Annotated in this window: 10 protein-coding genes; 2 read left to right on the top strand and 8 right to left on the bottom strand. The window is 64.5% G+C overall.

The window, feature by feature from the left end; translation table 11 throughout:
* Window positions 1-108 precede the first annotated feature (108 nt).
* The 5 genes from B9A23_RS01315 to B9A23_RS01295 form a co-directional block, all read right to left on the bottom strand.
* Window positions 109-3,198 carry a CHAT domain-containing protein gene (locus tag B9A23_RS01315; protein ID WP_254894913.1) on the bottom strand — a complete coding sequence of 1,030 codons (3,090 nt, stop codon included), beginning with the start codon at window positions 3,196-3,198 and terminating at the stop codon, window positions 109-111.
* The gene (locus B9A23_RS01310) at window positions 3,195-11,816 is read right to left on the bottom strand and encodes a beta strand repeat-containing protein (RefSeq protein WP_139797276.1); all 8,622 of its coding nucleotides are present in this window, start codon (window positions 11,814-11,816) and stop codon (window positions 3,195-3,197) included. Before B9A23_RS01310 ends, B9A23_RS01315 begins: the two co-directional genes overlap by 4 nt.
* The gene (locus B9A23_RS01305) at window positions 11,816-13,357 is read right to left on the bottom strand and encodes a ShlB/FhaC/HecB family hemolysin secretion/activation protein (RefSeq protein WP_254894912.1); all 1,542 of its coding nucleotides are present in this window, start codon (window positions 13,355-13,357) and stop codon (window positions 11,816-11,818) included. Before B9A23_RS01305 ends, B9A23_RS01310 begins: the two co-directional genes overlap by 1 nt.
* Before the next feature lie 409 nt (window positions 13,358-13,766).
* On the bottom strand, window positions 13,767-16,502 hold the full coding sequence (gene secA / locus B9A23_RS01300) for a preprotein translocase subunit SecA (protein WP_084276953.1): 2,736 nt from the start codon (window positions 16,500-16,502) through the stop codon (window positions 13,767-13,769).
* Between the two features lie 104 nt (window positions 16,503-16,606).
* The gene (locus B9A23_RS01295; RefSeq protein ID WP_139797275.1) at window positions 16,607-16,867 is read right to left on the bottom strand and encodes a hypothetical protein; all 261 of its coding nucleotides are present in this window, start codon (window positions 16,865-16,867) and stop codon (window positions 16,607-16,609) included.
* Between the two features lie 131 nt (window positions 16,868-16,998).
* On the opposite strand from B9A23_RS01295, the gene argJ reads away from it, so the two are divergent.
* Together argJ and B9A23_RS01285 are read left to right on the top strand one after the other, a co-directional pair.
* Entirely contained in the window at window positions 16,999-18,225 is a 1,227-nt protein-coding gene (gene argJ, locus B9A23_RS01290) for a bifunctional glutamate N-acetyltransferase/amino-acid acetyltransferase ArgJ (protein WP_084276949.1), read from the top strand.
* Between the two features lie 32 nt (window positions 18,226-18,257).
* A complete protein-coding gene (locus tag B9A23_RS01285) occupies window positions 18,258-19,031 on the top strand; it encodes an inositol monophosphatase family protein (RefSeq protein ID WP_254894957.1) in 774 nt (257 codons plus the stop codon).
* A gap of 37 nt (window positions 19,032-19,068) precedes the next feature.
* Here the strand turns inward: B9A23_RS01285 and trxA are convergent, their stop codons facing one another.
* The 3 genes from trxA to B9A23_RS01270 are packed head-to-tail and all read right to left on the bottom strand — an operon-like array spanning window position 19,069 to window position 25,916.
* Window positions 19,069-19,419: a thioredoxin gene (gene trxA, locus B9A23_RS01280; protein WP_254894911.1), complete on the bottom strand. Its 351-nt coding sequence runs from the start codon at window positions 19,417-19,419 to the stop codon at window positions 19,069-19,071.
* A gap of 30 nt (window positions 19,420-19,449) precedes the next feature.
* Window positions 19,450-22,920, bottom strand: coding sequence for a double-strand break repair helicase AddA (gene addA, locus B9A23_RS01275; protein WP_084276944.1), 3,471 nt, complete (start codon window positions 22,918-22,920; stop codon window positions 19,450-19,452).
* Window positions 22,917-25,916 (bottom strand): PD-(D/E)XK nuclease family protein, encoded by a 3,000-nt coding sequence (locus B9A23_RS01270; protein ID WP_084276942.1) that lies wholly within the window; start codon window positions 25,914-25,916, stop codon window positions 22,917-22,919. The genes addA and B9A23_RS01270 overlap by 4 nt, the downstream gene beginning before the upstream one ends.

Below are 25,916 nucleotides of genomic sequence, written 5' to 3'. Positions count from 1 at the left end.
TATCGCGCGCCGCACATGTCGGACCAGCCTGGCTGGATTCGCATAAGTTGTCCATCCAGCCAGAACCGCAATCGGCGCAGAAGCAGGCCTGACGCTGCTACCAACTATCTATCGTGCGATCGGATTCGCAGGGGCCGCCACCTGATTGCCCGCAACCAGCGGCTTTGCTCCGTCGCCGACAATGACGAAAGCGGCCCAGTAGAATGGGTGGGAGGTGTTGGGATCGTCCATCAGCTTCTCCTGCGCACCTTCAAGCGCGGCTGCGAGTTCCTGCCCAGCCGTTGAGTCGATGACTCCGCCGATCAGGCGCTTGGTCGCATCGAAGTCGTCAGGCACCGGCCAATGGCTGGCAATCACTGAACGCGCGCCCGCACCAACGAAGGCACGGACCAGCCCGTCCAGTGCGTAGTTGCCGCCCGTGGTGACCCCCGCCTCGCGACTCGCTGCGACCGTAGCCACGCCAGCGGTGTCGCACGCGGACAGGATCACCAGGTCAGCATTCAGACGCAGATCGAAAATCTCGCGAAAGGTTAACAGGCCGTCCGAGCCGAAGTCACCGAAACTCGTCACCAGAGCAGGCCTCGCCGGGCAATCGGGCCGCGGTGCCGTTACCAGCCCGTGCGTTGCGAAATGGACGACCCGGTACTTGTCGAGATCATTGTCGGCGAGCAATGCGCTGTCACTGAACTGCGCGTCGGTTCGGACCGCACTGCCGCCCTGGCCAAGCTTTTGCTGGGCGAAGAACAGCTCATCGGCCGAGATCGGATTTTGCCAGGTTGCCAGTGGCCAATCGCACTGATCGGCCACGGCGGCAACGGGCCTCACGCCTGGCTTGGCGTTGTGTCCCAAGCCAAGATAGTTTCGCGGCGCTGTCGAAGCTGCAAGCTTGCGAATGTCGAGAAAACCTCGCGGGCTTACCGCGATCGACACTTCCCTTCCCCGCCCAAGCCAGGCAACGCCGGTGAAATCGAAGTCATCGGCATCGGGGCTTTCGAGCCTCTTGCGATATGCCGCGATCCCCTCGTCTGCCGTCACCAGTACGGTCGGTGGGAGCTGCAGCATCGCACCATCGGGTTCGAAGACGAGGTGGCGGGTTGCAGGCAAGAGGTCTTCGACCTGGCCGAACAGCTGCTTGTAGAGCGCGCGCGATTTCTCGAGATCGAACGGATAGTTGACCTGTCTTCCGTTCTCTACCTTGACGATGCTGTCACGAATCTCCTGAACCTGCCTGGACATATCGTCTGGATCAAGGCCGAGGTCGAGCACCCGCGCCGTTCCGGAGGTGGCGAACAGGCCATAGACCCGATTGCCGATGATCATCAGCTTGTAATAGGATTCGCCGGCTTTCAGCGCCTGCTGCAATTCTGCAAGCTCGACACTTCGCGGCGCAAGCACGTTGTAGCGAGGATAGGCTGCCAGCTTGCTTACCAAAGCAGTCTGGTCGCGCCGGAGCGAGGCGAGGTTGTCCTGCGCCGCCTTGAGCGCTTCGACCTGTCGCTCATCTGGTGCCTGTACCGCTGCCAGTTGCTCAACCGTAAGCTCGGTTCGTGCGATGTCGCGGGTTCTGGTCAGGGACAGGCGGAAAAGAGCGGCGGCCTCGTCATTGCCTTCGGACATTTGCCGGGCAAGCACGGCCTGCGTCTGCGCGACGCCAGGGCGTTGTAGTACCTGCGATGCGGCAAAGATCGCTGCGGCGGCGTTGTCCCCGCCCGCTCTTGCCAGCAACCCGAAATAAGGGCCAAGCAGGTCGCGCAGCGTCGTGCCTGCATCAGGCACGCTCGCACTGTCCTTCACCACCAGCTGGTACAGCGCGAGCGCGCCTGCATCATCTCCGGACCGCGCCAGCCATGCGGCCTTGCGCGCCTTCGCTGCCAGCAGGGCGGGCGATTGGGGAAACGCGCTCTCGATTAGCGAAATCGCGCGATCGAAAGCAGCGTCGCTGTCTCCCTTGCGTCCTTGCGCCTCGGCAAGGAGAGCTAGCTCGATCTGGATTTCCGAACGCAACCACCCGGCTGATGCCACGCGCCCGCCTCGCACGGCCTCAAGCCGCCGGCCGGCCGCTTCGAACCCCGCCACTGCGACATCGTACCGCCCTTGCAGACGTGCTGCAGTAGCCTTCAGCGCGTCTGCTTGCGCATCAAGGATTTCTGCGCGTTCAATGTCCGAAAGCCCGAGATCGACTGCGCCCAGGCGCTTCAATCCGCTGCTCTCGCGGTTGATCTGCTCGGCAAGGGGCATGTTGATGACACCAGCCTGCAGGCTGCCGCGATCGAACGAATCGCCGATGGCGACAACCGGCGTCGCCAGATCCTTGAGAGCTGTAACCGGCTTGCGCTGGTTGAGCCGATTGATCGCGCGGTAATTTCGGATTAGCCGCTGCGTCACGCCATCGCCGCGAGAGAGCGCTGAAGTGGCTTCACTCAGAAGGCGGTCTGCTGCGGTGAAGTTGCCGAGGTTGGATTGTTGCAATCCCTGATTGGCGAGAGCTTCGGCCAGACCTGACGCCCCGGTGTTCCGATCGCGCGTCGCAATGGCCTCGAAGAATTCTGACGATTCTGCAAATCGGCCGCCATTGTTGCGCAGATAACCCTCGTCGCGCGCGCCAAGCCGGTCGAGCTGGCCGGCCTGAACGCGGGCAAAAGCGGCAGGATCGGAAACCTCGGTTGTGGCAACCCGAATTTCTCCGGTGAGCGGTGTATCTGCAACCACACTTGCCAGCGCGAGGCGCAAAGCCGGATCGTAACCTGCAAGACCCTCGACGAAATATGTCGTTCTGCCACGGCGCAGCGCATAGCGCTTGTATTCGACATTTGCCGATTGATCGCGACAGTTGACAGCCCGTACCCGGCCAATCGCCTCGATGTTCACTGCCCCCTCATCACCGCAGGAGAGCGTAACCCCCGGAAGCCCGGTCGGTTCGGCCCCCGTTGCCACATCACGCCGCACTGCGATAAGGCTTCCCACGGCGCCCGCCGCGTCGCGACAGCTCAGGCGGTAGGAGCGATCGAAAAGCCCGTCCAACCGCTTGTCGGCCGGAGCGTTTTGCGCCGTGCAGGTCACGCCTGATGAGCCGACGCGGAACGAGTTGCGGACCGAAAGCGGCTGGCTCTTGTCAGCTGCCATTGCCGGAATAACGGTCGATGCCAGCAGTGGCGCGATCAGAGCAAAAGCGAGAGATGTTTTGCTGTGCGCGTTCACTGGACGTCTCCTTCCACGCTGGTTTCGTTGACGACCGATCCGATCAGCGCGGGGTTGCCGCTGCCCGAGACCGGCTGTTCGATCTGGTTGGAGGTGTCCAGGGGACTGCTATCGATCAGTTGGGGCGGCGGCGCGATCGGGGAGGAGGCAGTCGCCTCGCTTTCAGAGGCCTGCTCTTGCTGTTGCTCCTGCGCCGGATCGTTGGTGTCTGGATCAGCACCTGGTCCCGCCGGTTCTTCGACAAAGGCAGGCGTGCTGCCGAGCGTGGACGTTGCGATGATCGCGATCTGGCTGGCGATCGATGCGACCGGGTCGGCCCCCTCCCTGACCATGGTGCACGCTTTCAGGTTGAACGCGCAGCCGTTAAGCTGGCTGTCAGCGCTGAACGCCGTGAGGTCCGTCGCTGGATCGTTGACGACCAGATCGTGTGCCGCAGTTCCAGTCACATTGCCGCTGGGCGTCTGGAAAGCTCCGTTGACGATAACCGAAAGGGAACCCGGTGCGGCCCCTGCGGGCGCGTTCACATCGGTAAAGGCAAGATCGGAGAAGAACCCGGCAGGGTTCAGGGCGGTACCCGTGTTCTGTATGTAGAGTGTGCCGGTCGGGGAAAGGTCGAGACCAAGGGCGCGCAATACGCCCTCAGGTCGCTGCGTCACTGCCGGTGCATTCAGGTCGGCGATTCGTCCGACGTAGAAGGGATCTGCCGCGAGCCTGTCGAGAATGGCAGCACTGGCCACGTGGATATTGGACGCGTTGATTTCGACAATGCCGCCAAGCGCACTGGCTGTGCCAGGCTGCGCAGCAGAGGTGAGGTTGATTGCCCCGGTTCCTGCATCAAGTTCGAACCGGCCGGTCGTGAACTCGAGCACGTTGCCCTGGCCAAAGCCCGTCCCGTTGATCGTTCCCACCACGCGGATCGCACCGCCCTGGGTCTGCGATTGCAGATTGCCCGATGCGAAGATCACCCGCCCGGTTGTCCCCGCAGCAACGGATGCGCCTATGGCGCCTCCAGCACTCAGGGTAAGGTTTCCGACCAGCATGTCCGTAGGATTGGCAGCCTGATCCACCGCGGCGATGAGCAACCTGCCGGTCGAGACGAGCCCGATCTCCGCAGCGCTCAGGGCGTAACCGCTGCCCGTCAGGCCATCACCGATCAGCGCAGTGCGTGCGGAGTTCGAAATGAGGTCTACCGTTCCGGTCTCGCTCGTGCGTATCCCCGAAAGTATCTGCTGCCCGGTCGCGCCTGTTGCAGTCCCGTTGTCGATGATGGCGAGGTCTGCTGACACGATCTGCACTTCCGTCGCACCCCAGCGCTGCGCAACAGTGACGAGACCGCCGGATTCGACCTCGATCCCGCCAAACGCACGGATGCCGCCGCCTGTGAAATCCCCGCTCGCTGCGGCCCGCAATCTGCCAACGATCGCTCCGCCTGAGATCGTGACATTGCCTCCGGACCGGATTGGCGTGGCCGTCAGGAGAGTGGCAAAGTCGATTGATCCGGGCATGGCCGTCGCTGGCAGCATCGTCGTGTTGCCGATCAGTAGTCGCCCGACTGCGTCGGTGATCTGGCTGGTTTGCGGGTCGAAAACCGCTCCTGCCAGCACGGACTGCACCGTGACGTTCCCGCCCGACAGCAGCGCGACATCGCGACCCCGGATCGATCCCAGGGCAAGCCCGGCCCCTGCAGACACGAGAATGTCGCTGCCAGTAAACAGATTTGTCGCGGTGACACTGCCGGATTGTGAGACGAGCTCAATCCTACCGAAACCGGCATTCACGCTCCCCAAGGTCTGGTTGCCACTGCTGCTCAAACCGACGGGGCCGGTTGCAGTGATACTGCCCGTGCCAATGGCCGTGCCCGCAGCGATCCGCAACGAGGCGGCGGTTGCCGTATTGGCAATCGTCACCGACCCACCCGTGGCCTGTGCTGGCGCTGCGAAGACAAGCTCCTTGTCGAAGCCGGTCGCGGTCTCGCCGAGGCTTGCCATCGTGGCATTGGCGACGAGTACGCGGTTGACCATCGCCGTGCTGTCGATGGTGACGTTGCCGCCTGCCAGCAACAGCGCGTCGTAGCCGCGCAGGCTACCCGTCGTCAGAGCGCCGGGAGTGGCAATGCCGATGTCCGAGGCAGCGAAGATCGTGCCTGTCCGGACATCTCCTGCCGCACGGATGCCCACCGAATAGAGATCACCGTTGCCGCCTGAAGGCGTTCCTGTGCCCGCAGCGATGTTGCCCAGCGTCACGCTGCCGCCCGACCCAACCGAAACGGACGTCGCCGCGACAAGGTTGCCCGCAACCACCGCCCCTTGCGCATCGAGATCGATCGCGTCGCCGCTCTGGACATTGCCCAGAGTCAGTGTGCCGCCTGCCGCCACGTCGATTGCGCCGAGGGCGAAAAGAGAACCGAAATCGATCCGACCCAACGCTTGCAAGCTGAGCGATCCCTGGCTCGACAGGTTCGCATAACCGACGAGGTCGTTCCCCGAGGCGAGACTTAGCTGGTTCGTGCCGGAAAGCGTGCCGATCGCCACTGGCGCAGAGCTTGGCAGTACCCAATCACTGGCAGAAATCGACACGCTGGATGCCGTCAGGTTCGCCTGATCGAGACTCAGCGAGATCCGACCGGGCGTCACGAGAGTAAATGCATCAGCGATCGTGGCCGTCGAATTGACCAGGGAGATGATGCCCGGCGCTGATACTAGGTCAGCGGCAGCGGCATCTGCAGTGAACGACAAGCTGCCGGCACTCACGCTGCTGTTCACGACCTGCATGTCCACGCCCGCACCGCGCATGAGCGAAGTGCCTATCGTGGAACCATCGCCCCCGACGGCTTGCGCGGTGAACGTGAGCGATCCGGGCGCAGTCAGCGCGCCGCGTTGCAGTGGTTGCTGGAACCGGTTTGTCACGACCAGTTCGGCGCCAACGATTTGCGTGGCGGTTTCCTTGGCCAGAATTTCGGCATTCCCGCCAAGACCGGATGCACTTCCGGTCCCCGCAGAGCCACCAAACGCTGAACCTTCGAACGAGGCTGCGCCCGCGACGCTAACCGGGCTGCCACGAACCAGCAGCAGCGCGCCGCCACCGGTTGCGTCGCCGCCATTTCCGCCTGTGCCGGTCAGGGCATCTCCAGCGCCACCGGTGCCGCCGCGTCCCGATGCAGTGATCTGGATCGAGCCGTACGTGGCCGATCCCGCATTGATTGTTCCAGTGTCGATCCCGCTGGCCGTGCCAGCCTGGATCGAGCCGCCAAGGCCCCGACCGCCGTTGCCGCCCACGCTGCCGGCCCCGCCGCCGCCGCCAAGACCGTCGGCGCTGGCAGTGATGGATCCGACCTGCATCGTGCCGTTGCCAGCCGTGCCGAAAATCGCGATCGAGCCACCCGTTGCCATTCCACCCGAACCGCCGGCACTGGTACCGCTGGCAGTCCGTCCGGCATCTCCGCCGAAGCCACCAGATGCCGAAGCGTCAGCGACAAGCGTATTGATGGTGACTTGGCTTGCGCCTTCCACGGCACTGTTCGCAAAGACCTCGATGCGGCCGCCCTGCGCCTCGCCCCCTGCTCCGCCAAATTGCCCATAACCGCCGGACGCCGAGGCTGAAGCAAGCAACAGATCGAGCGAGAGATTACCCTGCCGCGCAGAGATTCCTGCAAAGCCGCCCAGTCCCAGACCGCCGGTCCCGGAATCCCCGCCCGTGCCTTCCGCCACGACCTGCGTCAGCGCGCCCAAGTCGATGCGGCCAAGGTTGCCGATCACATCCGGGGTTCCGACCGTGACAAGGGCCGTTCCGCCGGTGCCCGTTCCGCCCGTCCCGGCCGCAGAGTTCTGATCGCCTTGACCGCCAAAGCCGCTGGCAGCGATCACTGCTCCGCCGCCGATCGCAATGCGGCCGCCGTCACTATAGAGCCGGCTCGTGCCGCCTGTGCCGGCACCGCCTATTCCGCCAATGTCACGGCCGTTCCCGCCCTGCCCCGTGGACATGAGCGTGAGCGTGCCGTCGATCGTTGCAGTCCCCGTGCCGGAAGCAATGAACGATGAATTGCCGCCTGTCGCAGATCCGCCCGTACCGCCGGCGAACTGATCGCTACCAAACGCGTCGGTCGTGATCGAAACGACGCCAGCAGCAAAGGTGGTGCCGGAACCAATGCGGAAGAACGCGCCGCCGCCAGTTGCATTTCCACCCGTGGGCGAGAAGCTCCCGCCTCCAGTAGCGATGGCGGAAAGCGACAGTTCACCAAGAGTAATGGTATTGCCGGTGCTCAGCCCTCCGGACCCGAAGCTTATCGTCCCGCCTGTGGCGGTGGCGCCTGCACCAAAGCACCCCGCACCGCAGATCCCGCTGCTGCCGCCGACCGCATCGACGCGCAACGCCAGGGTTTCGGTGACACTGATCGCACTGCCACCCTGATCGAATTGCATCTGGATCGAACCGCCCATCGCGGTGCCACCGTCGCCAGCCTGCCCCGGCACGAAGCCATCGTCGCCGTCTCCGCCGAACCCGCCGCGCGCGCCGGCATCAAACTCCGCGGCGCCAAGCGCGTACCCTCCAGAGCCCGAACCACCAGTCGCCGCCAACGAACCGAGAATGATTACGCCGCCCTTCGCCGCTCCGCCCTGGCCGCCCTTGCCCGCGCCGGTGTCCGGGTTGCGGAAACCCGCTCCGCCGCTCTCGGCAAAGCCCCGTGCACTGACGAACAGGCTCCCGGCAGAGATGGTGCCGCCATCGACCGCAGCGGCAAGCGAAATGCTTCCGCCCTCTGCTGCGCCACCTGCCCCGCTGTCGATGCCAACTACCAGCGAACGCGAGCCGACTCCCCCGATTCCGTCGGAATTGAGCGAAAGGATATCGGCGTTGATGGCGCTCGCCCCTTGGGAATCGCCCAGGGCAGAAAGCGAGATCGACCCGCCCTTGCCAACGCCACCTGCCGTTCCGTTCTTGCCCGCGCTCCCGCCGCCAATGGCTGAGATTCTCAGCAAACCCGTCGTACCGACTGTGGAAGCGGCCGCAGTGATCGAGACGCTACCGCCAATGCCCTGTGCGGGTCCGCCTTGGTCGGCATAGCCGCTGGCATCGATTACGACGCCTTCGCCTGATCCAAGGCTCGCCGTACTGCGCGAGAAGCTCAGGGCAACCGTGCCGCCCGTGCCAGCTCCAGCCGCGCCGCTGCCGCTGTTGCTGGTGTTGGAGCCGCCGAAGCCCCCCGCGAATATCTGCGACGAAGTGCCAATCGTCAGACTGGTTGCGGCGATGTTGCCGCTCACCGATCCGCCCGAGCCTGCGCCCCCGCCGAGGTTTCCTTGTCCGCCAATGCCGCTCACGTCGACAAGCAGGCTGCCAGCATTGACTTGCCCGCCGCTGAGATTGAGCCGAGCGGTTGCTCCGCTGCCGCTTCCAGCCAGACCGCCGCTGCTATTTCCGCCAACACCGGCGCCGCTGATATTCAGACCAAAAGCTGAAGAGATATTTCCGTTGCCCGATGTCGTGACCGTGACAACGTTTGCCGTCGCCGCGCCGCCGCTGCCAGTGCCAGAGAGCACGGCACCGCCGGCAGTCCCGGCGAAGATGCTGATCGCCTGCGCACTCGTCAGCTCGCCACTATTGGCAGCCAGGGTGACGTTGGCGCCACTAGCCGCGCCGCCGGAACCTGTGCCAAGGCTCGATCCGCCGCGGCTGCCAAAGTCGAGCGAAATGCCCCCTTGCGCACCGATCGATCCGGCGTTGCGAGCTTCCACGCTACCATTGACGCCAAACGCCGCACCGCCATTGGCAAATCCGTTGCCACCCGTTGCGACCGAGTTCAGCGAGAGGCTTTCGCTGATCAGGACGAGCGCGCCGTCAGCAAGCATCGTGACCGTACCGCCAATACCATTGCCGCCGGTCCCTGCGCTGCCGGAACTTTCGCCTCCCGTTCCGCTGGCGGTCAGGCTCAGCGCAGAGCCGAAGCTCAAGCCGCCAGAACCAGCGTTGCCGAATGCCCGGATCGAAATGTCACCCGCACGGCCAAGGCCGCCGGTCAGCACGCCCTGCCCTCCGCCGCCAAGGCCGTTGGCGACAAGGTTCACATTGCCGCTGATGCTCCCGACCGATCCGACGCTCGAGGAAATCTGGATTGCCCCGCCGATTCCGGCGCCACCTTGTCCTGCGCCATCCGTGGTTCCTCCAATACCGCTGACGACAGCCGAAACGCTGCCATTGATGAGGAGTTGCCCGAGGTTATTGGACGTGAACAGGTTGGTGCCGCCTTGGCCGGAACCTGCCGATCCACCACCAGACTGCAGTCCGCCCAAGGCTTCCGCGCCGGTCTGGACTGCCCCGGTGAGTTGCACCGAACCGCCGTTGGTGGTGACATTGATGGTGCCGCCCGTGGCATTGCCGCCAGCTGCAGCGCCGAGCCCCACGCCTCCGAACGCATCGGCATCTGCCGTGAAGCCGCCCGAGAGAGCAACCGTTCCGCCCGAACTGCCGCGTACCGTCACGATCCCGCCAAGCGCAGTGTTGGTGTTGCTATAGCCGCTCAAGCCAAATGCGCTGGCATCGATGCTGACCTGCCCTGCTGCGTCCACCCGGTTGCCCGTGGACGCATCTATAACGACTGATCCGCCCTGGATGGCCGCGTCGGTTCCGCCTGCAGCCGTTGCAGCACCACCCAGCGCTCTGGCACTGACGAGCAGATCGCCGTTAATGCCAACCCGCGCAGTGCCCGGTCCTCCCGCAACCGTGCTCGACGTGAGGTTGGCCCGAACCAGACCAAGGCCGCCAAAGGCTGCGCCAGCGGTTACCGGACCCGATCCCGCCGACCCGTCAACAACGGCTTCCACATTATGCAGGGTGATCGCCGCGTCGTTCGAGGCGACAATGCCCATCGAACCGCCACTCCCGTCACCGCCGGACACGGTTCCAGTGCTGCCAAACCCCGTGGCCGAGAACGTAGACGCGCCGGCAATACTTATCTGCGACGTGCCGGTGCTCATGACCGAGGTCGCCCCGCCACGCCCGGCTCCGCCGACAGTGCCGATTTGGCCGATACCAGACGAGACCAGATCGAGGTTGCCATCGATCGTTATCGAGGCATCGGCGTTGAACGCCGTAACCTGCGCAGTACCGCCCTGCCCGCTGCCACCGGCAACCCCGTCGCCAGCCCCGCCGATGCCGCGGGCTTGGAGCAAGGTTGATCCGCCGATTGTAATGTTACCGCCGTCGGTAGCGGAAACTTCCGCCAACCCGCCAAGGCCAGCCCCTGCGGCGCCACCGTTGCTGGTAGATTGCGCCCCCACGCCTTCGGCGATCAGTGTCACGTTGCCCAGAACCGAAATGCTGCCCGAAGACGCTGACAGGATACTTTGCCCGCCCTGCGCGCTCACTGCAGGATCTTCTCCGGCAACTGACGTATCGACGGTGAGGTCGCCGCCAATCGTGATCACCCCGTTCGCTTGTGAAAGCAGCAGGGACGGACCGCCGGTTCCCCCCCTTATTGCGACGTCCGAAGCGAAATCGAGACCAGCGCTGGATGAAGAGAAGAACTGTGTGACCCCGGTCGAAGCCGATCGGAAACTGGATGTGACATCGGCATCGCTGCCCTGGATATTGACGAGGCCTGTGCCTGCGCCATTCGAGGCTTTGGGTGCAGCCTCACCGGCGATAATGTCCTTGCCACCGGACAGCACAATGGCGTTTCCGACAACGTCGGCGGCACCCGCCACGTCGAACCCGAGCGAACTTCCAGCACCGATCAGCATCGTCAGCGCATCGTTCTTTGGCACTGCAACCATATAGATGCGATGGAACTGGGTGACGTTCGATGCTGCCGGGCCGCCGATCGAGCCGGAATTCAATACGGCAATGCCCGAGGCGCTGCTGCCGGAATCGATCTGGATGTTGAACAGGCCATTGGGCGAGAACTGGATCGAGGCGGCATCGGCTGCAACCAGGGCAGCCGAGCCATTGACGCTGATGGTTCCGGCGTTGCTGACATAGGGCGCAACCATCGCAACGTACGAGCCATCCGTCGTCGCGGTGATCTGCGCCCCTGGCGCCAATGATACCTGCGCGCCGGCAACGGTTGCCTGCTGGAAGACGTACTGTCCGTTGCTGCCAAAGTTGCCGGACGCGTCATAGGCCAGATCCGACGTTGTCAGGACCAGATTTCCGACGTCGAAAGCACCACTGCTTCCGATAAGGATGCCGCCGGGACTGTAGAAGAAGACCGTGCCACCAGCGACTTGCCCCGCCTGCGTTTGCAGACGCGAAACGACATTGCCGTTGAACTGGATCGCGCGCGTCGATCCCGAAGGCACGATACGGTTGAGAACCGTAAAATCGCTCGTCAGGTCAGGATTGTTGCGGAAGGTCGCGGTCGTCCCGGTCGGCTGAAAGTTGATCGGCCCGCCGGTAGTGTTCGTGTCGTTCGGCACCCAGTTGATCACGGCGCTGGGACTCGAAACGGTAACGTCGGTGGCAGAAAGCGTTGCAAAGATGCTCACATTGCCGAACGTCGATACGGGCGTGCCCTGGAACGACTGCGCGCGCAGAGCAGGACCCGCGGCCACAAGTGCGGTCGCCAGGGCAAGCCCGGAAGCTGACAGCATTTGCTTGCGCGTGATCGGAAGCTGGTAGCGCATCAGAAGGCCCTCCACGGAAGCAGTCGCGTGGTCAAAGTCATGAGGAATCGCGGCTTGGAGCGGCTGGCTTGCAGGCCGACCTTTTCAAGCGGCACGGCCAGGGTTCCCTCGAGCCGGAAGCGTGAACCGATCTCGGAGCGCACACCCCCGCCCAGCGACGTCAGCCGGTCGTTGCCGGGAACATCCTTGTTCCAGACCCACGCCATGTCACCGAAGACGAAAGGCTGAACCCTGATGCTGCGACTGCTCCCGACTGGCAGGCGCGGTCCGCGCACTTCGCCAGCAATACCGACTGCATCATCGCCGATCAGTTCACCCGGATCGTATCCGCGCCCGACGGTGAAGTTGCCAGCCGAAAACTCCTCGAAGCTGAACAACGGCTTGAAAGCATACTGCGCGCGGGGCGAAAGCACGAATGACGCTCGTCCCACGCTCCGCTCGTACTCGCTCTGCCAGCGAATGACGGTGGCAGTGCGAGAGCCATCGGCGCGGCTGGTGGGCACGGTCGACGCACAAGCCAGCCCGGTGCATCCCCGAGTGGCGTCTAGAAAGGCAAGACCCTGCCGCAATTCCAGCGAGGATGCGTAGCGCCAGCGCGGTTGGGCGTGCTTCGAATCGATCGCATCATGATCGAGCTTGGCCCAGCCCACTCGGATCCGGTCGCGTGTGAGAGGGGCGATCAACTGGACGTCCTGGTTCACAAGATCGAAGCCACCGCTCAGCCACACGTTGCCGGCAAGCGAGCGGCGCACCGGGTATCTGGCGTAAAGACTGGCGTAGAGCGTGCGCGCCGACAACGAAACGTTTGCGGGCAACCCGGCAATATCGGGTTTGGTCCAGGCATGGGTAACCTGTCCGCCCACGATCAACCCGCTGCCGCTCGGCCGGAACTCATGACTGCCTTGCAGGATGTGCTGCTCGGAAAAATCGGATGTGGTGTAATAGGACAGCGACGTGGCATCGCCGAGGCCGGTAAGCCCGAAGAACTGTGCCCGTATCTGCCCTCCAAAGCGGCCTGTCTCTTTCGAGGCAAGATTCTGAACCGTCAGGTCAACCGCATATGGCGCGCGCAAGACGCTGACCTCTGCCACGAGATCGCCTGGCCCCGTGCCGGCAGGTTTGAGAGTCAATTGCACGTTGTAGCCCGGAAGGTCCCGCGCCAGCAGAAGGTAACGCTCAGCTCGCCGCTGGTTGAACACCTCGTCTCGCGTCAGTGCATTGAGGTACTGTTCCAGCTTGGCCTCGGCACCGCGGGTTTCCCCCCTTGCACGGACAGTCGAGACGCGGGCGTAAATGACCTCCATGCGAACCTGGCCGTTCTCGATCCGCTGGGTCGGTACTTGCACAGCGGCGAGATACCCCTTGTTGCGCAGGATCGTGCCGGCTGCGTCGCGGATCTCGCACAGGGCCGAAATTGGTTGCGGCGCATTGGCGAGCGGGCGCCAGGTTGCGTCCAGTTCGCCGGGCGCTATTTCCTTGAGCCCGTTGAACGACACCTCGTTAATGGTGACCTTTATGTCGGCATAAGCAGGATCGTCCAACGCGCACGGCGACCGTTCGACACCGCCGGCTATCGAAAGACGAGGCGCCGCAGTCGGTGCCTGGTTCGTAATTCCCCGCAGCTCGTCGCGGGACAATGGGACACCGGCTTGGGTCTGCGCAAGGACACCTTGCGAAAGGAAGGTTGAAGACCAGACTGCAATGCTTGCCGCACCCTGCAGGAACCTGCGCTTCTCCCTGAAACTCGAACTCATTTGCTAAGCCCCCGCCGGATTAAGTCACGACGCGGCCCGATCTGTTCTTTTTATCTTCTTTTCATCTCTGCGCCAATTTGGCTGGCGACGCAATCGCAATGCACGGCGATTTGCACAATAACAAAAGGCATATCGCGTTCAAATGGTTAAGGTTTTACCCCACCCTCTCGGCGTTCGATCGGGTGGGGCCGCATCCTCAGGCGGCTACCCCGTGGCAGTGCTTGTACTTCTGGCCCGACCCGCAAGGGCACGGAGCGTTGCGACTGATGCCCTGCCCAGCGTAGGGATCGACACCCGCATCGGCCAGGCTCAGTCCGGCACCGGACTGGGGTGAGAATGCACCGAAAGTCGCCGGAGCCGGTGCGAGCGGTGCTGCATCGTTTTCACCGGTGAACGGATCGATATGGCTGGTGAGGAAGTCCGGCAGTTCGGGAAGCTGGAAATCCTCGACCGGCCGCAGGCGAATCTCGCTGGTCATCAGAATGCGGGTCACGTCCTCGCGGATCGCGTCGAGCATCTTCTCGAACAGGCCGAAGGCTTCCTGCTTGTATTCGTTGATCGGCGTCTTCTGGGCGTAGGCGCGCAGGAATACGACCTGGCGCAGCGCGTCGAGCGTGGCGAGGTGCTCCTTCCAGTGGTGATCGAGCCGCTCGAGCAGGATCGACTTCTCGAGGCTGCGCCATGCGCTGGCGTCGACCTCGGTGACCTTCGTATCCATGTGCGCATCGGCAAGGCCCTGAATGCGCTCCTCGATGGTCTCGGGCTCGATCGCCTCTTCCTGCATCCAGTCCTCGAGCGGGATCTCGATACCGAGGATGTCGCGGACGCGCGCCTTCAGCCCCTCGACGTCCCACTGTTCAGGGTACGAACCCGGAGGGCAGGCATCGCCGACGACGGCATTCACAGTGTCGTGGCGCATGTCGGTCACGACATCGCCGACGGCCTCGGCATCCATGATGTCGGCGCGCTGCTCGTAGATGACCTTGCGCTGGTCGTTCATCACGTCGTCGTATTCGACGACCTGCTTGCGAATGTCGTAGTTGCGCGCCTCGACCTTCTTCTGCGCGGTCTCGATCGCCTTCGAAAGCCACTTGGAACCGATCGCCTCGCCATCGGCAAGGTTGTTGTTCATCATCTTGGCAAAGAGCGTGTCCGGCCCGAAGATGCGCAGCAGGTCATCCTCGAGGCAGAGATAGAACTTGCTCATGCCCGGATCGCCCTGACGGCCGGAACGGCCGCGCAGCTGGTTGTCGATGCGGCGGCTTTCGTGGCGCTCCGTACCGATCACGCACAGGCCGCCGGCAGCGAGCACCTTGGCCTTTTCCTCGGCCACTTCGGCCTTGATCCGGGCGATCCCGGCATCGCGTTCCGGCCCCTCGGGCAGATCGCGCAATTCATCCTCGATGCGGAATTCGACATTGCCGCCAAGCTGGATGTCGGTGCCGCGGCCAGCCATGTTGGTGGCGATGGTCACCGCCCCGAGCCGCCCGGCCTGCGCCACGATGTGCGCCTCCATCTCGTGGAAGCGGGCGTTGAGCACATTGTGCTTCACGCCTTCCTTCTGGAGGAACTCCGAAAGCAGCTCGGACTTCTCGATCGACACCGTGCCGACCAGAACGGGCTGGCCGTTCTCGTAGCGCTCGCGGATCAGCTTCGCGATCGCCGCGAACTTGTCCATCGTGTTCTTGTAGAACTCGTCCTCGTCGTCGATGCGCTGCACCGGCACGTTGGTGGGGATCGAGACGACGTTCATCTTGTAGATGTCGAAGAACTCGGGTGCCTCGGTCGCTGCCGTGCCGGTCATGCCCGAAATCTTCGGATACATGCGGAAGTAGTTCTGGAACGTGATCGAGGCCATCGTCTGGTTCTCGGGCTCGATCCGCACGCCTTCCTTGGCCTCGACCGCCTGGTGCAGGCCGTTCGACCACCGCCGACCGTCCATCATGCGTCCGGTGAACTCGTCGATGATGACGATCTTGTCGTCCTTGACGATGTAGTCGATGTCACGCTTGAACATGACATTGGCCTTGAGCGCCTGGTCGAGATGATGGACGACCATCGTGTTCTCGACGTCGTAGAGGTTCGAGCCGACCAGCAGGCCTGCTTCCTCGAACGCGCGCTCGACCCATTCCACGCCGTCTTCCGTAAGCGTGATGTTCTTCGTCTTTTCGTCGGCCTCGTACAGGTCGGGGCTGATCTGCTTCACCACCGCGTCGACCGAAATGTAGAGGTCGCTCTTGTCGTCGGTCGGACCGGAAATGATCAGCGGAGTGCGCGCCTCGTCGATCAGGATCGAGTCCACCTCGTCGACGATGGCGAAGTTGAACGGGCGGTGCACCATCTGGCTCCGCTCGTGCTTCATGTTGTCGCGCAGGTAATCGAAGCCAAGCTCGTTGTTCGTCGCGTAGGTGATGTCCGATTCATAGGCTTCGCGCCGCTGCTCCTCGTTGAGGTTCGGCACGATCACGCCAACCGTCAGGCCAAGGAACTTGTAGAGCACACCCATCGTCTCGGCGTCGCGGCGGGCGAGGTAGTCGTTCACGGTGACGACGTGGACGCCCTTGCCCTCCAGCGCATTGAGATAGACCGCGAGCGTCGCAACCAGCGTCTTGCCCTCGCCCGTGCGCATTTCGGCGATCTCACCGCGATGGAGCACGATGCCGCCGATCATCTGCACGTCGAAGTGGCGCATGCCCAGCGCGCGCGTCGATGCCTCGCGCACGGTGGCGAAGGCTTCGGGCAGGATGTCGTCCAGCGTGCTGCCGTTGGCCAGCATGTCGCGAAACTTGGGCGTCTGCGCCGCTAGTTCCTCGTCTGACAGAGCCTGGAGGTGGGGTTCGAAAGCGGCGATCTGGCGCACCACCTTGTCGAGTGACTTGACGTAGCGGTCGTTGGACGAGCCGAAGAGGGCCTTGGCGATGGAGCCGAGCATAGGGCGAATTTATCCTGTAGAAACGGTAACACGGACCGTGCCGCGCAAGCTTGCGCGGCACACGTGGCGAATGGAAAGCCGGAAAGGGTATGCGCGGACGCGCGCTATTCGAGCGGGCGGTCGCTCAGAAAGATCGCAGAGGCCGTTGCCAGCGCCGGTGCTGGCAGCCACACCGTCTTGCGGCGCGATGGCGTCCGCTTCTGCGGAACGCTGCCGCCGCGGCAGACGCAACGCTGCTGGCGCTGTTCGGCAGATGCCGTGGGCGCTGCCGCAATGCCACTGTCCGCCACTTCCGCCCGCGAGACGGCAAGCGCCATCTCGGGCAAGGAAAGGCCCGTAATCATGGCCAGAAGGACGAGCAGCATGCGCATCGCGCAACGAGATAGGGATTGATCGCGCATTCGTCCATCACGAAAACACAACTGCCCGTCGCGTTCCCATGGGCAGAAATTCCGGCGGTTGAAGAGAATGCCCGCGCGCGCTAGGCGCTTGAGGCATGTCCGAAGCCGTCTCCCCGCTCGCCTCGCCCTTCCCCGCGCTGCCCGCCATCGCCGGCGTCTCGCCTCGCATCGCCCGCGCAGGCTACAAAGACTGGGGCCGTTGTGACCTTACCTATGTGGAACTGGCGGAAGGCACGGCCGTGGCCGGCGTATTCACCCGCAACGTCTGCTGTTCGTCCGAGGTCGAAATCGGACGCGAAAATGCTTCAGTCGGCAAGGCGCGCGCGCTTGTCGTCAATGCCGGCAATTCCAACGCTTTCACCGGATATCGCGGGCGCGAGGCGGTTGAACAGATCATGGAACAGGTCGCCGCACATCTCGGCTGCGCCCGCGAGGAAGTGTTCGTATCCTCCACCGGCGTGATCGGCGTGCCCCTGCCCAAGGACAAGGCCCGCGCCGGGATCGAGGCCGCACTGCAGGCGCAGGAATGCTCGTGGGAAGACGCTGCCCGCACCATCGGCACGACCGACACCTTTGCCAAGGGGGCCACGGCCTCGGCCATGATCGGCGACGTCCGGGTCACCTTCAGCGCCATCATCAAGGGCAGCGGCATGATCGCGCCTGACATGGCAACGATGCTCGGCTATGTCTTCACCGATGCCGCCGTCAGCCCGGCGTTCCTGCAGGAATGCCTGTCTGCCGCAAACCGGCGCACCTTCTCGTGCATCACCGTCGACAGCGACACGTCGACCAGCGACACCGTGCTGGCCTTCGCCACCGGCAAGGCCGGAAACGCAGCGCTGAGCAGCTTCGACAGCCCTGGTGCCCATGCCTTTGCTGCGGCAATCGAGGACATTTGCCGCCAGCTTGCCCATCTGGTCGTAAAAGACGGCGAAGGTGCGCAGAAGTTCATCGCAGTGTCGGTCACCGGCGCGGTGTCCGATGAAAGCGCGCGCAAGGTCGGTCTCGCCATCGCCAACTCGCCGCTGGTCAAGACTGCCATCGCCGGTGAGGACGCGAATTGGGGCCGTGTCGTCATGGCGGTCGGCAAGGCGGGGGAACCGGCAGATCGCGATCGGCTGTCGATCGGCTTTGGCGGCACTTGGGCGGCGCGCGATGGCCAGCCGCTCGCGGAATACAATGAAGGCCCTGTTGCGACCCACCTGAAGGGACGCGAGATCTCCATCGAAGTTGACCTCGGCCTTGGCGGGGGATCGGCCACGGTATGGACCTGCGATCTCACCCACGGCTACATCTCGATCAACGCGGACTACCGCTCTTGAGCCGCGCCCTCGACAGCGCCGTCGCCGCGTTGATGCGCGATACGGCCGAGAAGACGCTGCTCAAGCACTATCAGCGTCTGGGCAGCGACGAAGTCAGCAACAAGGCGGCAGACGATGTCGTGACCATCGCCGACACCGAGAGCGAGGTCATGCTGGCCGAAGGGCTGGCGAAGATCCTGCCGGAAGCGGCCATCGTCGGTGAAGAGGCGGCGCACGCCGATCCAGCCATTTTCGAGCGCCTGTCCAACAAGCTGTGCTGGATCATCGACCCCCTCGATGGCACCAACAATTATGCGGTGGGCAAACCGCCGTTCGGCATCCTGATCGCGCTGGCAGAAAAGGGCGACACCGTCGCCGGCTGGATCTACGATCCGCTCAACGACCGCCTGTGCACCGCCCATCGCGGCCAGGGCGCCTGGGTGGGAGGCGAACGCCTGACGGCGCAAGGTAGCGGCAGGGACAAGCCCATCGCCGCCATTTCGCTGGTCTTCGTCGACAAGGCAAAGCGCGCCGCGCTGCTTGAGCATATCGCTCCGCACTACACGCTGGTGGATATCCCGCGTTGCGCAGCTGAGCAGTATCCGCGCATCGCGCTTGGCCAGAATGATGTCTCGCTGTTCGAGAAGACGCTGGCGTGGGACCACGCGGCAGGCGTGCTGTTCCTCAACGAGTCGGGCGGCAAGGCTGCGCGCCCGGACGGTTCAGCCTATCGCGTCGACCGGCATCTTGAGCCGGGCCTGATTGGCGCCGCCAGCCCAAAGCTGTTCGACGAACTGGCCGAGCGCTTGGCCCGCATGCCCTCCTGATACAAGAACCCCCGCTTTCGCGGGGGCAATTGCTGGATCAGAGAACGCTTTCAAGCCAGCCCTTTAGCTGGCTCTTGGGGGCCGCGCCCAACTTCTGGGCGACGGGCTTGCCATCCTTGAACAGGATCAGCAGCGGGATCGACTGCACGCCGAACTGGCTGGCAATGTCGGTATTCTCCATGATGTCGACCTTGGCGATCTCCACCTTGTCGGCGAGCTCTTCCGAGATTTCCTCGAGCGCCGGGGCGATCATCTTGCACGGGCCGCACCAGTCAGCCCAGAAATCGACGAGCACGGGCTTGCTGCTGCCCAGCACTTCGGTGGCAAATGTGGCGTCGGAAACGGCCTTGGTCGACATCGCTTGAAACTCCTGTTTGGTTGAATGCAATCTAGATGCTTGGCGCCAGTGCGCAACCGATCAGCCGGACAAGGAATCCTGAACCGCGGCAAGGCGCAGCTTTTGCGGCTCGATCAGATCCGGAGGCAGCACGAATAGTTCGGGCGTATGCGTATAAAGCAGCGCCGCCTCGACCGGCAGTCCCGGATGGATGGCCTCGAGCGCGGCGACATAGGCCGCCATCTGGCGGATATAGGCAGGCGGAATTTCTGCAAGCGATGCAGGCGGGCGCCGGGCTGTCTTGAAATCGACAATGCGGATGCGGTCACCCGCGATCACCAGTCGATCCACAGTGCCGCTGACCACGCGTCCGCCGACAACCGCAGCCAGCGGCACTTCGGCAAGGGAATCAGGACCGAAAACATCGCTCCATCCCGGCTGCTCGAGAACCTTCAGCGCTGACTGCGCCATGCTCTGCCGTTCAGCCAGTTCGAACTCGTCACCGGCGCGCGCCAGCCACGCCAGAGCTGCCTCACCGCGCTGCTCAGGCGGCAGTTCGGGCAGCCGCTCGATCAGGCGGTGGAGCAACACCCCACGCCGCGCGGCGAGCATCGCAAAGGGACCGGGGGGTGCCGGAGGATCAGGCGCATCGTCCTCGCCCAGCGAAGATGGCGCCAGCGGTCGGGGTGGCCGGGGTTCGGGCCCGATGCTGGTCAGCAACAGGTCTGGCAGCTCCATGGCAGTGGCCGCCGCAGGGCGAGCCTGCACCGCCTTGAGCACCGGCGGACCGCCGATCAGCTTCATGGCGCCCCACAACGCATCATCGCGCCAGTCGGCATCGAACAGCGGCTCAAGCTGTGCATACCAGCTGTCTTCGGGCAACTCGCCGCCAATCTTGCGGCGGCGCTTGCCCTTTGCTCCGGCAATGAACAGCGCCTCCTCGGCACGCGTCATCGCCACGTAGAGCAACCGCCAATGCTCCTCGCGCTCGGCACGCTTCGCTTCGGCCTCGGCTTGCAGCACAGCCGGTGCCTTCTCCTCCTTGCGTAGCGAGGGAAGCGGCACCTTGCGCAGCGTGCCAAGGATGTTCTCCGCCAGTTCCAGCCCGCGCGGCGGTGACAGATCGGGATCGTCGGCTGCGTCCGCCAGGATCACGATGGGCGCCTGCAAGCCCTTCGATCCGTGCACCGTCATGACGCGCACCAGCCCGTCGGCCTTGCCGGCCTCACGCTTCAATTCGCCCTCGCCTGCGTCAAACCACTGCAGGAAGCCAATCAGGCTGGGCACATTGGCGCTTGAAAAGGCCATCGCCGCATTGAGCAATTCGTCGATCGGATCGTTGGCCTCGCGCCCCAACCTTGCCACCAGCTTGCGCCGGGCGTCCCACGGCCCGACCAGCAGCCAATGCAGCAGCACTTGTGGCGGATCGAAATCGGCGCGCGTCAACAGGCTGCGCAGCTGCTCCATCGTCGCGAACGTTGCGGGTCCCTCGTTCTGGCGCAGCCAGTCCCAGAGCCGCACACCCTGCTTGCGATAGCCGTGCTCGAGCAGGTCCTCCTGCGACCATCCGATCAGCGGAGAGACCAGCAGGCCGGCCAAATTGAGGTCGTCGAGCGGTTGAACCGCAAAGCGCAGCGCGGCGACGAGATCCTTGACCGCCAGCGGCGCGCCAAGCCGCAACCTGTCGACGCCCGCCACCGGCACACCGCGCGCATGAAGCCGCGCCACGATAAGGCCGGCCAGCTCCTTGCGCTTGCGCACAAGAATCATCACGTCGCCCGCATCGGCGTTGCGTCCCGCCTTGCCCAGCGGAAAGCCGCTGTCGATCCATCCCTTTACCTGCAGGGCGATCTGGTCGGCCAGTTTGCGATCGGGGCGCGAAAGCCAGCTCTCGCCGCCTTCTTCGCCCTCACCCTCTTCACCCTCGTCGGCCACATCGTCGCCCACGACCTGCCACAGGCCGACCGTGCCGGGTATGTCGAGGCCGACATGTCGCTCGGGCTTGCGATCAAGTCCGAGACGGTCCCACCCGACGTGATCGATAGCGGCATCGACGAAATCGAGGATCGGCCGCGCGGTGCGGAACGACTGCCCAAGTCCAAGTTCAAGCAATTTGCGGTCAGGATCGCCCAGAATCTCGGAAACCTGCTGAAGCTGCTCCCTGACGCGATGGCTCGCCTGCGCGAAGTTCTCGGGGCTGGTGCCCTGAAAACCGAAAATCGCCTGCTTGTAATCGCCCACCACGAACAGCGTACGCACGGCGGGCCCGCGCTGTCCCTCGCCGGTGAAGAAGTCCGACACCAGACCTTCCAGCACGATCTCCCATTGCGAGGCATTGGTATCCTGCGCTTCGTCGACAAGGATGTGATCGAAGCGCCGGTCCAGCTTGAAGCGGATCCATTCCGCGCTGGTGCGCTTGGTAAGCAGCTCGGCTGCGGTGCGGATCTGGTCATCGAAATCGATGAAGCCCTCGCGCGCCTTGGCGGCGTCCCACGCCAGAGCGAAGCGCCGCCCCACGGAAAGCGCGGTATCAAGCAGGTCCGCCAGATCGATCTGCGCCTTGTGCGCCTTCACCGCCTCGATGCACCCGATGACGCGCGCAGCATATTCCGGATAGTCGGGCTGCTTCTTCTCGATATTGCTGGTCGAACGCGGCTCGTCCTTGGCGGTCAGGAAAGCGCCTTTCAGCGCGGCGAAGCTTGCCAGCCGTTGCTCCGGCGATGCGGCCAGCCAATCGCCCAGCGCGTTGGCTGTCTCGATGCCGCCCTTGGTGCCCCACGCCGCATTCATCTCCATGCAGCGCCGCACCGACTGACAATCGAACAGATCGTCTCCGCACATCGCCGCCAGACTGTCGGGACCGTCGTCCTCACCCAGACCGATAATGCGGTTGATCCGCGGGCGCAGTGGTGGCTGCCATGCACCCGCCCCCTGCCAGAGGTCCAGCGCACCGGCGCAACGCAGCAGGAAGCTTTCGACCTGGTCCTCGCTCATCCGGCGCGAAAGGACGGCGAGGTTGTCGACCAGCGCCTCGTCGCCGTGCTCCTGCGCCTCGACCAGCAGTTCGGCCAGGACCTGCCGCACCAGAAGCGCGCGATCGCGATCCTCCATCGCCCGTGTGCCGGGCCGCAACCCCGCTTCCACCGGGAACGAGGCCAGCAGCCACTGACAGAAGGCGTGGATCGTCTCAATCATCAGGCCCCCGCCCGCACAATCCAGCACCGCGGCAAAGCGGCTGCGCGCGCGGGCGATTGTCTCGGGCCCGAACGGCGCGCCGATTGCCTTCAACTGACCGGCAAGGTCGATGTCCGGCATGCGCACCCAGCTTGCCAGCACTTCATTGACGCGCGTCGCCATTTCGGCAGCGCCGGCCTTGGTGAAGGTCAGGCACAGAATCTGCTCCGGCTCGACGCCGTCCTGCAGCAGAAGCCGCAGCACGCGGGCGGAAAGCACCTGGGTCTTGCCCGTGCCTGCCGAAGCCGAAAGCCAGACCGTGCGCTGGGGATGGACGGCGTGCGCCTGGTTGTCCTTGAGAGGGTAAACCTTGCTCATACCTCCCCCTCACCTGCGCCTTCGCTTACCGAACCTTCGCCTTCCCGGCCCTGCCATTCGTCAAGCCGCATCAACTGGTCGAAATCACTGTATCCGGGCAGATCGGGATTGAGCCGCGCCGTGAATGGCTCGCTGCCCAGCAGCCAGCGCGCGATTGCCTCGCGCAGATATCGCTCGGTTTCCGGCATGAAATCCTCGAGCGGCAAGCCGGATTGGCGCGCGCTCTCCTTGACAGGCGATTTCATGTAGCCGAACCCGCGCTCGACATTGCGGCCCAAGGACCAGTACTCGAACTTCGCCGGATCGCCGGAAACACCTTCCATGCCGCCCTGCGCGGCGATCATGCCGATCAGCCCAAGTTGCAGCGCATAGCCTTGCGCCACCATCTTGCCGGACGGCGGCATTCCGGTCTTGTAGTCGACCACGGCCAGCGTCCCGTCCGCCAGCATATCGATGCGGTCGGCACGGCCATGGATGCGGATGCCGTCGACCACGATCTCGCCCTTGCGCTCGACCGCCAGCACTTCGCGCCCTTCGCCCGCAAGACGATCGGTCTCTTCCTCGATCCAAAGCAGCGCATCGATCAGCCGAGGCTTCCACATCGCGCGCATGAACGGGTGCGCGCTCATTTCATCGAACATGCGCTCCGCCAGCGGTGCCAGTTCCCCGGGCTTGCCGCCCGCCTCGTGCCAGGCCTTGAGGACGTCGTGGACCGCCGTGCCCTTCCATGCCGGCGTCGGGTCTGCGTCGACCGGGTCAAGGCTGCGCAGACTGAGAATTGCCGACGCATAGAACTGGTACGGATCGCCGCGCAGGCGGTCGAGCGCGGTCACGGCAATCGGCACGCGCCGCTGCTCTGCGCTCGGCATCGGATGCGGCCGGGGATGCGGCGGCGCCGGAGCAGCGTCGGCAAGCGCCTTGGCCAGTGCGACTGCCCGCCCCTCGCGACGGACATTCTCCCCCAGCATGGCATGAATGCGCAGCACGAAGCGCGACGGGATGACCGGCCCGGTGGCATCGCGATGGGCATGGCTCAAGATCACTTCAGGTGCGCCAAGCGCCGCAGCAAGATCGTGTGCCGAAAGGCCGATGCGGAAATCCGCGCCAGGAATGCCGAGTGCGCGAAGGATTGCCGGAGCGAGCAAGGGATCCGGTGCGGGAGTACCCGGCCAGCTACCCTCGGTCAGCCCGCCGCAGATCACCAGATCTGCGCGGCTCATGCGCGCTTCAAGCAGGCCGTAGATCGCCAGCCGCGGATGGCCACCGTAAGGCGGCCGCACCGAGACTTCCTCCATGGCATCGCGCAGCAGCGCAGGCAAGTCTTCGCAATCGACAAGGACCGGCACTTCGGTCGCCGCTTCGCGCCAGCGTTCCACGAACTGTGCAAGGCAGCGGCCATCTGCCTGCCCCCAAAGACCTTGTCCGCACAGTGCCTCACCCGCCTCGGCCAACGCGACCAGCACGGCATCGAGCGGGACCGCGCCTTCAAGCGCGAGAATGGGGAACAGCAGATCTTCGACGCGGGACCACCAATCGGCCAAGCCGGGGTAGCGCCGGTCAAATTCCTCGGCCTTGCCACGCATCGCCGCGAGGCCGGGACCGGGACGTGGTCCGCGCAGGGCCAGGTCCAACTGGCGAACCCGCTCCAGCCAGATCGCCCGGCCTTCTCCCGGCCTGACGAGCGGATGGCCGAGCAACGCCAGCACCGCGACGGGCGCCGCGCGTTCGGCCACCACTTCGGCAAGCTGGAGCAGGACACGACCCGCCGCTGTCTGCGGCAGCGGGCGTCCTGCGGTGTCGTCGGCACCGATGTTCCAGCGCCCGAGATGCGCCACCACCCGCGAGGCAAGGCTGCGATCAGGCGTGATCACGGCAACGCGGCGTTCGGGCTCGGCCAGCGCCTCGCGCACCAGCACGGCGATAGCCTGTGCCTCTTCTTCCGGCGTCGCGCTTTCCATCACGCGAACGCCCGACAACCGGCGCTGACGCGCCTCCAGCGAAACCCAGGCCGCGCTTGCCTCGGGCGGCAGGAACAGGTTGGAGATCGCGCGGCTGCGCTCCGGCGGCGCGGGTGACATGCCCGAGCGGTGCCAAGGCTCGACCTCGCCTCGGGCAATGCCCATCCGGTTGAGCAACAGCTTGAGATGATACTGCGGGTGCGTGACGACATCGCCCCGCTCGAACACCGCGCCATCGGGCCCGCCTGCTGATCCCAGAGCATCCCAGACCTCTGGCTCAAGCCCCATGTCGAGATCGGGGAGGATCACACCGCCATCCGGCAGTTCTGCAACCACCCGCAGCAGCCGCGCGACTGCCGGTGAGGCCGAAGTGACGCCCGCCGCAACGATCGGCCTTGCCGGGGGCCGCTCACTCCAGACCTGTGCCGCATGGGCAAGCAACCGGTTCCGCCGCTCCGGCGCGTCGATCCTGCCGATCCCGGCCAGATGATCCTGCCACTTGAAGAACACCGACGCGAACAGGCGCGTGCTCTCGCGCCAATGCTCGGAAAGTTCTGACGACAAGCCCAGCACGTCTTCGGAAAGCATGTCCTGCGGCTGTACGCCTTCAACCAGCAGGCGGTCGATGCCTTGGGCAATGCCGCGCGCCTGGCGCAGCAACGCCGCTTCGCCCGGTGCCTCGTCAGCCAGTTCGGCGCGAAGAAGCGTACCAAGTTGCAGCAGGCGATAGACCGGGTCCACGGCCTCGGGAATGTCCGTGCCCGCACCGATCGGGTCGAGCAGGGGGCCAAGCGTTTCGTCAAGGTCGAGATCGCCCACGACGGCCATGCGCGGCAGCAGGAGGCCATGGCCGCTCGCGCGAACGAACGCTTCGGTAACGGTGCGTATCGCGCGCTGGCTGGGCAGGAGCAGCGTGAGCCGCGCAAGGCCAAAACGGTCTTCGCGATAGCGCGGGATCAGGCCGGCGACGAGGGCATCGGCAAAGCCCCGATGCGCCGCGATCGACCAGACCCGCGGACGATGGGAGCCTGCGGTCAT

Origin of the sequence: Novosphingobium sp. B1 (genome assembly GCF_900176395.1) — a bacterium.
In the GTDB taxonomy this organism is placed as follows: Bacteria; Pseudomonadota; Alphaproteobacteria; order Sphingomonadales; family Sphingomonadaceae; genus Novosphingobium.
This window is presented reverse-complemented; position numbering and strand designations above follow the sequence as displayed.